At 60.8% G+C, this 8,302-nt stretch carries 8 protein-coding genes; 6 read left to right on the top strand and 2 right to left on the bottom strand.

Going from position 1 to position 8,302, the window contains the following annotated elements:
* A partial coding sequence (gene mpl / locus B7L71_RS15025; protein ID WP_081138911.1) for a UDP-N-acetylmuramate:L-alanyl-gamma-D-glutamyl-meso-diaminopimelate ligase occupies positions 1 to 1,045 on the bottom strand: 1,045 nt, incomplete at its 3' end.
* A gap of 220 nt (positions 1,046 to 1,265) precedes the next feature.
* Here mpl and B7L71_RS15020 point away from each other — a divergent pair.
* Positions 1,266 to 1,655 carry a glutaredoxin family protein gene (locus tag B7L71_RS15020; protein ID WP_016914112.1) on the top strand — a complete coding sequence of 130 codons (390 nt, stop codon included), beginning with the start codon at positions 1,266 to 1,268 and terminating at the stop codon, positions 1,653 to 1,655.
* A gap of 24 nt (positions 1,656 to 1,679) precedes the next feature.
* Here the strand turns inward: B7L71_RS15020 and B7L71_RS15015 are convergent, their stop codons facing one another.
* Positions 1,680 to 2,165: a hypothetical protein gene (locus B7L71_RS15015; RefSeq protein WP_081138909.1), complete on the bottom strand. Its 486-nt coding sequence runs from the start codon at positions 2,163 to 2,165 to the stop codon at positions 1,680 to 1,682.
* Positions 2,166 to 2,453: 288 nt separating this feature from the next.
* Here B7L71_RS15015 and B7L71_RS15010 point away from each other — a divergent pair, with 288 nt between their 5' ends.
* The 5 genes from B7L71_RS15010 (at position 2,454) to B7L71_RS14990 (ending at position 8,238) form a co-directional block, all read left to right on the top strand.
* Positions 2,454 to 4,025: an ABC transporter substrate-binding protein gene (locus B7L71_RS15010; protein ID WP_081138908.1), complete on the top strand. Its 1,572-nt coding sequence runs from the start codon at positions 2,454 to 2,456 to the stop codon at positions 4,023 to 4,025.
* Positions 4,026 to 4,171: 146 nt separating this feature from the next.
* Positions 4,172 to 5,221: an ABC transporter permease gene (locus tag B7L71_RS15005; RefSeq protein ID WP_016914115.1), complete on the top strand. Its 1,050-nt coding sequence runs from the start codon at positions 4,172 to 4,174 to the stop codon at positions 5,219 to 5,221.
* The gene (locus tag B7L71_RS15000) at positions 5,218 to 6,162 is read left to right on the top strand and encodes an ABC transporter permease (RefSeq protein WP_081138906.1); all 945 of its coding nucleotides are present in this window, start codon (positions 5,218 to 5,220) and stop codon (positions 6,160 to 6,162) included. Before B7L71_RS15005 ends, B7L71_RS15000 begins: the two co-directional genes overlap by 4 nt.
* A gap of 7 nt (positions 6,163 to 6,169) precedes the next feature.
* Complete coding sequence (locus B7L71_RS14995) at positions 6,170 to 7,186, top strand: ABC transporter ATP-binding protein (RefSeq protein WP_081138905.1); 1,017 nt, start codon at positions 6,170 to 6,172, stop codon at positions 7,184 to 7,186.
* The gene (locus B7L71_RS14990) at positions 7,183 to 8,238 is read left to right on the top strand and encodes an ABC transporter ATP-binding protein (protein WP_016914118.1); all 1,056 of its coding nucleotides are present in this window, start codon (positions 7,183 to 7,185) and stop codon (positions 8,236 to 8,238) included. The genes B7L71_RS14995 and B7L71_RS14990 overlap by 4 nt, the downstream gene beginning before the upstream one ends.
* Positions 8,239 to 8,302: the final 64 nt, after the last annotated feature.

The raw sequence follows: 8,302 nt of genomic DNA, 5'->3' as shown, positions 1-8,302 counted from the left end.
CCTGCAGCGTGGCGGCAATGGCCGTGGGATGGTGGGCAAAGTCGTCGATCACCTGAATGCCGTTGACCTCGCCACGCACTTCCTGGCGACGACGGGGCGTCTGGAAGCGTGCCAGCGCCGCGCAGGCACGCGGCAGGTTCACCCCGCACAGCCGTGCGGCCGCCAAAGCGGCCAAAGCATTGCGAGCGTTGTGCTCCCCCGTGAGCGACCACTCCACCACGCCGTCCTCCTCGTCCTGCTCACGGCTATACAGCACCTGAAAGCGGCTGGCGTCGGCATGCTCCAGACGCAGCTGCCACTGGCTGTCGGACTCGCTGCCAAAGCGGGTGACCGGGCTCCAGCTGCCCATGGCCAGCACACGATCCAGCGCGAGCTGCTGGTCAGCCACCAGCAGATGCCCCTTGCCTGGCACGGTACGCACCAGGTGGTGGAACTGGCGTTCGATGGCGGCCAGGTCGGGAAAGATATCGGCGTGGTCGAATTCGAGGTTGTTCATCACGGCGATCGTCGGGCGGTAGTGCACGAACTTGGAGCGCTTGTCGAAAAAGGCCGTATCGTACTCGTCCGCCTCGACCACGAACGGTGCTGCTGCGCCTCCTAGCCTGGCCGACACGCCAAAGTTGCGCGGCACACCGCCAATCAGAAAGCCGGGCTCCAGGCCTGCGCTCTCCAGCAGCCAGGCCAACAGACTGGCCGTGGTGGTCTTGCCGTGGGTGCCCGCCACGGCAATGACCCGGCGGCCCGGCAGCACGTACTCCGCTAGCCACTGGGCACCCGAGGTGTAGCGCAGGCCGCTATCAAGCAGCGCCTCGACTTCCGGATTACCGCGTGAGAGAGCGTTGCCCACCACTACCAGGTCCAACGGGCCCTGCAGGTTGTCGGCGCGATACCCCTCCATCAGCGTGATGCCCGCCTCGGCGAGCTGAGTGCTCATGGGCGGATACACGTTCGCATCCGACCCACTCACCTCGTGCCCCAACTCACGGGCCAGCAGCGCAAGACTGCCCATAAAGGTGCCGCAGATACCAATCACATGTAAACGCATGGGCGAGCGCTCCTTCCATGACCCTGACAACGGACTGAAATATCAGCCTAAATGCATACATTAGGGGAAAGATTATCATGCCCGGGACGCCAGCTCATCTGGTTCCCTTCGCGACACCCGGTATCAGGGCAGGAAAGTGACAACGGGTGGCTTTTGATGCAGGATGCGGCACCTATCATGCCTTAAACACCCCGCTGCGCTGGCGAGAGGAGCTTTTATCATGCGCATTATCGTTCGTTACTTTTTCCGTGGCCTTCGCGTGCTGCTGGCCCCGGTGATGCTAGTGTCGGAAAAACTCTCCACGCCGCGCTCGGTGGAGCGCAGCGCCGAGGAGCAGGCTGAGGTCGACGCGGCCTGTGAGGCATTGGCGCTGTATCAGTTTCGTAGCTGCCCTTTCTGCATCAAGGTACGCAAGGAGATGGCGCGGCTTGGTTTGAAGATCGAACTGCGCGATGCCCAGTTGGACCCGGACCACAAGCAGGCCCTGCTGGAAGGCGGCGGCAAGGTCAAAGTGCCTTGCCTGCGCATCGCCCATGAAGACGGTCGTGAAGAGTGGCTGTATGAGTCCGATGAGATCAATCGCTGGCTACATCAGCGCTTTGGGGCCTGATTTGGTGCCTTAGTACCTGCCACGTCAAAACTCGACCTTGCGGGCCGTCACGTCGAACGTGACGGCCAGGCTAACACCCTCTTCCACAAGAGGGTCAGCCTCCGGGCTATGCTGTAGCGCCAGCAGCCCCTCGAGGGTGCCCTGAAGATGTAACCAGCTGCCTTCGCGCTCCACCCGAGCAAGCACCACGGTCAGCTCGTCATAGCTGGCCGTGTAGTACGGCGGGTGAACGGCATCGCCGATCAGGTGCAGCACTCGGGCATCGGTGAGCCGCTCGTCGGCCAGCACCAACTGAATGACCAGCGCATCTCGGGCCGCCCATTTCTCCGGGTCCCGGTAGCCGGTCATCTCCACCACCCAACGGTCTCCCTCTTCGATGAACGTGGCACTGGGCTCGCTGCTGGGATCGAGGATAAACCACTGCTGGTCCTCTCCATCCAGCGTCCCTGTGATCCCTGCAGCTAGCTCGCTGGCAGCCGCCCAGCCTGTCATGGCCAGCAAAACAGTCATTAGTAACGGTTTAACACCTTGTATTTTCATTACCTTTCCCTTGTGGCTTACCTGCCGGGCACTTTTGCACGACCGCATGATCACGACTTTAGTCTTACAGCAGATGCCGTGGCGGCCGCGCCAGCCCCGATCATTCAGTAGATGAATGAGGCCTGTCATTATTTCGATTGTGTGTCACAACCACCTGTCTCTATGTTGTCAGGATAGCTTACGAGCTGACCGTGTCTGTTTTGTGGATGGGCCATCCGTCGACAAAACGAACAATAAACAATACACATGGGAACGATCATGACGCTGAAAAAGACACTACTGGCCACTGTCGTGGGTGCTGCCATGGCAGGCACCGCACTACTGCCGCTGACTGCCAGTGCAGAAACCCTGCGCATCGGTTACTCGGCCGACCCTGAAACCCTCGACCTGCACGAACAGCTTTCTGGCGGTGTCCTGCGCTTCTCGCATTTGTCATTCGACCCCCTGGTGCGCTGGACCAAGGACTTCCAGTTCGAACCGCGTCTGGCCACCGAGTGGGAACAAATCGACGACACCCATGTACGCATGACCCTGCGTGAAGGCGTTACCTTCCATTCCGGCAATCCGTTCACCGCCAAGGACGTGGTCTGGACCATCGAGCGCCTGAAAGAGAGTCCGGATTATCGCGCCATTTTCGAGCCGATCGCCAGCGCCGAAGCGGTCGATGACTACACCATCGAAATCACCACCACCGAGCCTTACCCGCTGCTGTTGAACCTGGCCACCTACATCTTCCCCATGGACAGCGAGTTCTACACGGGCGAGACCGACGACGGCAACGACAAGGCGGAAATCGTCAAGGCAGGCAACTCGTTTGCATCGCGTAACGTTTCCGGCACCGGGCCCTTCGTGGTCACCGACCGTCGCCAGGGCGTTCGCGTCGACTTCGAACGCTTTGAAGACTACTGGGACACCGACAGCGAAGGTAACGTGACCAGCATCGTGCTGACGCCGATTGCCGAAAACGCCTCCCGCGTGGCGGCCCTGCTGTCCGGTGGCGTCGATTTCATCGATGCCGTACCGCCCAACGACCTGGACCGTGTGCGCGATGCACAAGGCGCCAATCTGGTTGAAATCCCCGGTACGCGTATCATCGGCTTCCAGCTGAATGAAGAGCGCGTCGAGGCGTTCCAGGATGCACGCGTGCGTCAGGCCGTCGACCTGGCCATCAACCAGGAAGGCATTGCCGAGCGCCTGATGCGCGGCTTTGCAACGCCCGCGGGTCAGTTCTCACCGGAAGGCTACTCCGGCTATAACCCGGACCTGGTACCTCGTTACGATCTGGAGCGTGCTCAGGAGTTGATGGCGGAAGCGGGCTACGAAGAGGGCTTCAGCGTCGACATGATCGCCCCGAACAACCGCTACGTGAACGATGCGCAGATTGCCCAGGCCGTAGCCAACATGCTGGCGCGTATCAACATCAACGTTAACCTGCGCACCATGCCGCTGGCCCAGTACTGGCCGGAGTACGACACGCGTCAATCCGACATTGCCATGATCGGCTGGCACTCGGACACCGAAGACACCGCCAACTTCTTCCAGTACCTGTCGTTCTGCATCGACACCGAGAGCGGTGCCGGTCAGTACAACTACGGCAGCTACTGCAACGAAGAAATCGATGCGCTGGTAACCCAGGCCGACAGTGAGACCGATCTGGAAAAACGCGGTGAAATGCTGCGTGAAGCCGAAGCCATGCTGTACGAAGACGTTGGTTTCATCATGCTGCATTGGCAGAACCTGGCCTATGCCGCCGCTGACGGCATCGACATCGAGCCGGTGGTCAACGCCACCGACTTCCCCTACCTGGGCGATCTGGTGATTACGCGTTAATCACCCCTTAACGACATAACCCACGCAAGGACGCTTCGCTCTCCAGGATTCAGGAGGGCGAAGCGTCGTGCATGACGCGACCCGCCGGGCAGCGTCATGCCTTGCCCTGATGTTTAGTGAAACTTTCCACACAGGTGGCGTACGCCATGATTGCTTTTCTAATCAAGCGGCTGATGCACGCAATATTGGTGATGTTTGTCATCAGTGTACTGGCCTTCGCCATCCAGGATAACCTGGGTGACCCTGTACAGCAGATGGTCGGACAGTCGGTCCCCGAAAGTGAACGTGAAGCCATTCGCGAACGGCTGGGGCTCAACGACCCCTTCCTGGTGCAATACGCACGCTTCGCCAGAAACGCCCTTCAGGGCGATTTCGGCTACTCCTATTTCTACCGTGAACCGGCGCTGGAGGTGATTGCTCGCCACTTGCCTGCTACCCTCGAGCTGGTGTTCGCGGCCACGCTGATCATCGTATTGTTCTCTGTTCCCATCGGGGTATACAGCGCCATCAAACCGCGCTCGCCCATCTCGCGCTTTTTCATGGGGGCCTCGATCATCGGCATTTCGATACCGGTGTTCCTGACCGCCATCGTACTGATCCAGATTTTCTCCATTGGCATGACCGTTTCGCTGTTCCCGGAGGGCACCGCCTGGGGCGCCTGGCTGAACAGCGCGCTCTCTACCCAGGGCAACATGCCCTCCTTTGGCCGTGGCTATGATTTGGTCCACGTGGTCGGCCACTGGGATACCAACCTGGTCACCTGGGACGGCATCAAGCATCTGGTGCTGCCTGCAGTCTCGCTGGCCTCCATCATGCTGCCGCTGTTCATCCGCCTGATCCGCGCCGAAATGATGGAAGTACTGCAATCGGAGTACGTGAAGTATGCCCGCGCCAAGGGTATTTCCATGCGCCGGGTCTACTTCGTGCATGCGCTGAAAAACACCATGCTCCCGGTGATTACCGTGGGGGGCGTTCAGATCGGTACCATGGTGGCTTATACCATTCTGACCGAAACCGTGTTCCAGTGGCCGGGCATGGGACTGATGTTCCTGGATGCCATCAACCACGCCGACATTCCGCTGATCGTCACTTATCTGATGATCGTCGGGGTCATTTTCGTGGTGACCAACACCATCGTGGATTTGATCTACGGCTTCGTGAATCCCACCGTTAAACTGACTGGTAAGCCCGCATGACAACGTCCACTCCTCCCTCAGCCCCCAGCCGCTGGGAGCGCTTGCGCGACTCTTTCCTGTGGTACAGCTTCAAGCGCGACCGTACCGCTCAGCTCTGCCTGGCCGTGTTCATCTGCCTGGTGGTGGCGGCCTTCGCGGCGCCACTGCTGGCCCCTACCGACCCCTACGACCTGCGCCAGATCGACATCATGTCGTCGGAACTGCCGCCGTTCTGGATCGACGGAGCCGACGAGCGCTACACCCTGGGCACCGATGCCCAGGGGCGCGACCTGTGGTCGATCATTCTGTACGGCACGCGGGTATCGCTGCTGATCGGCTTTGGCGCGGTGGCACTGCAAGCCCTGCTGGGCGTGACCTTTGGCCTGATGGCCGGTTATCTGGGCGGGCGAGTCGATGCCTTCCTGATGCGCCTGGCAGACATTCAGCTGTCGTTCTCGACGCTGATGGTGGCCATCGTGGTCGGTGCCGTGGTGAAAGCCACCATGGGCAGCGCCTTCTACAGCCAGTACGCCGTGCTCATGCTGATTCTGATCATCGGACTCGCCGAATGGCCGCAGTATGCGCGTACCGTGCGCGCATCGGTACTGGCAGAGAAGAACAAGGAGTACGTGGACGCCGCCCGCGTCATGGGGCTGCGCAGCCGACGCATCATGTTCCGTCATGTGCTTCCCAATACGCTGTCGCCGATCTTCGTCATCTCCACCGTTCAGATCGCCAACGCGATCATCTCCGAAGCGGCGCTGTCGTTTCTGGGGCTGGGCATGCCGGAAACCCACCCGTCGCTGGGTTCGTTGATCAAGGCGGGCTTCGACTACATTCAATCCGGCTCCTGGTGGATCACCATGATGCCCGGCGCGGTATTGGTGGTGCTGGTGCTGTCGATCAATCTGCTGGGCGACTGGCTGCGCGATGTCATGAACCCACGACTGTATAAAGGCTGAAGACACCATGGCACTTCTTGAAGTCTCACAACTGGATGTTCGCTTTGCCCTGCGTCAGGGTGAAGTCCGCGCCTTACGGGATGTCAACTTCACTCTGGAGCGGGGCGAACGGCTAGGCATCGTCGGTGAATCCGGCGCGGGCAAGTCGGTGGCGGCCTTTTCACTGCTCAACCTGATTTCACGGCCCGGATTCATTGCCGGTGGCAGCATCACCTTCGAGGGTAAAACCCTCAACACCATGTCCGAGCGGGGCCTGCGCAAGGTGCGCGGCAATCGTATCTCGATGATTTTCCAGGACCCGATGATGACCCTCAACCCGGTGCTCTCGATCGGTGAGCAGATGGTCGAGTGTCTGAAAGCGCACCGCCGCATCTCCACCCGCGAGGCCCGAGCCATTGCTCTGGACAAGCTCAAGCAGGTGCAGATCCCGTCGCCGGAAAAGCGCCTGGACCAATACCCCCACGAGCTTTCCGGCGGCATGCGCCAGCGTATCATCATCGCCATTGCGCTCCTGCTGGACCCCGACATCATCATTGCCGATGAGCCAACCACGGCGCTGGACGTCACCATCCAGGCGGAAATCATGGCGCTGCTGCTGGAGCTTTGCGAGCAGCACAACGTGGGCCTGATCCTGATCACCCACGACCTGGGCGTCGTCAGCCAGGTCACCCAGCGCATGCTGGTCATGTACGCAGGCCGTGTGATCGAGCAGGGGCCGACCCGTGAAATCATCAATGACCCCCAGCACCCCTACACCCAGGGGCTGATCAACGCCCTGCCCCAGATGGCCACCCCCGGCGAAAAACTGAATCAGATTCGGGGCAGCATGCCGTCGCTTTCCAACTTGCCCACCGGCTGCGCGTTTCATCCCCGCTGCGACTTTATCCTGCGCAGCGACGGTCAGCCGCGCCCGGCGTGTACTCAGCAGGTGCCCACGTTCGTGGAGTCAGGCAACTGCCGCGTTGCCTGCCATATGGTGGCTGAAATGCTCGAAGATCGCCGCCTGAAGGAGGAGAGCCTATGAATGCCCAGGCCGACACACGCCCAACGACCGCTCCCGCTACGGCCAGCGATACGCTGCTGGAAATACGCGATCTGAAAAAGCGCTTTTCGCTATCGGGCGACTTTCTCGAGCAGCTGCGCTTCAAGGGCGGCAAGCTGGTTCGTCATCAGGAGTACGTGCACGCCATCAACGGGGTCAACCTGGAGATCAAGCGTGGCGAAGCGCTCTGCGTAGTCGGCGAATCCGGCTGCGGTAAATCCACCGTAGCACGCACGGTGATGGGGCTGATTACCCCCTCCGAAGGCGAAATTCGTTACGGCGGCGAGCGCATCGACCATCTCTCCACCCGTCAACTGCTGCCTTATCGCAAGCGCATGCAGATGATTTTCCAGAACCCCTACGCGTCGCTGAACCCGCGCATGACGATCCAGCAGACGCTGGAAGAGCCGCTGCGCCTGCACCACCCAGACTGGAACCGTCAGCAGATTCTCGACAAGGTGGAAGAAGTGATGCGCTCGGTGGGCATCGACCCGGACTGGGGCAAGCGCTTTGGCCATGAGTTTTCCGGTGGGCAGCGCCAACGCATCGCCATCGCCAGGGCGCTGGCCGTGGACCCGGAATTCATCGTGGCCGATGAGCCCATCTCGGCTCTGGACGTATCGATCCAGGCCCAGGTGCTGAACCTACTGATGGACGCCCAGCGTGACCGCCACCTCACCTACCTGTTCATCACCCACGACTTGGCGGTGGTCGAGCACTTCGGCACCCGCGTGGCGGTGATGTACCTGGGCACGGTGTGTGAAGTCGCCACCACGGCCACGCTGTTTGCCAAGCCGCGCCATCCCTATACGCAGGCGCTGCTGTCGGCCATTCCTCGGCTGGAAGATGACCGCCCCCAACACATTCGCCTCTCCGGTGAAGTGCCGACGCCGGTCAATCTGCCTAGCGGCTGTGTCTTTCATGGCCGCTGCCCCCATGCCAACGCCCGCTGCAAGCAGGAGATTCCGGCATTGCAAACACAGGATGACGGCACTCGCGTGGCGTGCCACGCTGTCGAGGAGGGGCGCTTGTAATGGCCCGCTTCATTCAGGCCTCACGCGAGGCCGTCTTGCGAGGTAAGGCATGGAAATTCGCTGG

The sequence above is a fragment of the Halomonas sp. BC2 genome, assembly GCF_002078115.1.
Lineage (GTDB): Bacteria > Pseudomonadota > Gammaproteobacteria > Pseudomonadales > Halomonadaceae > Vreelandella > Vreelandella stevensii.
Note: the sequence above shows the minus strand (reverse complement) of the source record. Positions and strands in the feature narration are given on the sequence as shown.

Bases quoted from the DNA above. Each gene is read 5' to 3' on its own strand.
- B7L71_RS15020 (WP_016914112.1), top strand. From the start codon at position 1,266: ATGCGCATTATCGTTCGTTACTTTTTCCGTGGCCTTCGCGTGCTGCTG.
- B7L71_RS15015 (WP_081138909.1), bottom strand. From the start codon at position 2,165: ATGACTGTTTTGCTGGCCATGACAGGCTGGGCGGCTGCCAGCGAGCTA.
- B7L71_RS15010 (WP_081138908.1), top strand. From the start codon at position 2,454: ATGACGCTGAAAAAGACACTACTGGCCACTGTCGTGGGTGCTGCCATG.
- B7L71_RS15005 (WP_016914115.1), top strand. From the start codon at position 4,172: ATGATTGCTTTTCTAATCAAGCGGCTGATGCACGCAATATTGGTGATG.
- B7L71_RS15000 (WP_081138906.1), top strand. From the start codon at position 5,218: ATGACAACGTCCACTCCTCCCTCAGCCCCCAGCCGCTGGGAGCGCTTG.
- B7L71_RS14995 (WP_081138905.1), top strand. From the start codon at position 6,170: ATGGCACTTCTTGAAGTCTCACAACTGGATGTTCGCTTTGCCCTGCGT.
- B7L71_RS14990 (WP_016914118.1), top strand. From the start codon at position 7,183: ATGAATGCCCAGGCCGACACACGCCCAACGACCGCTCCCGCTACGGCC.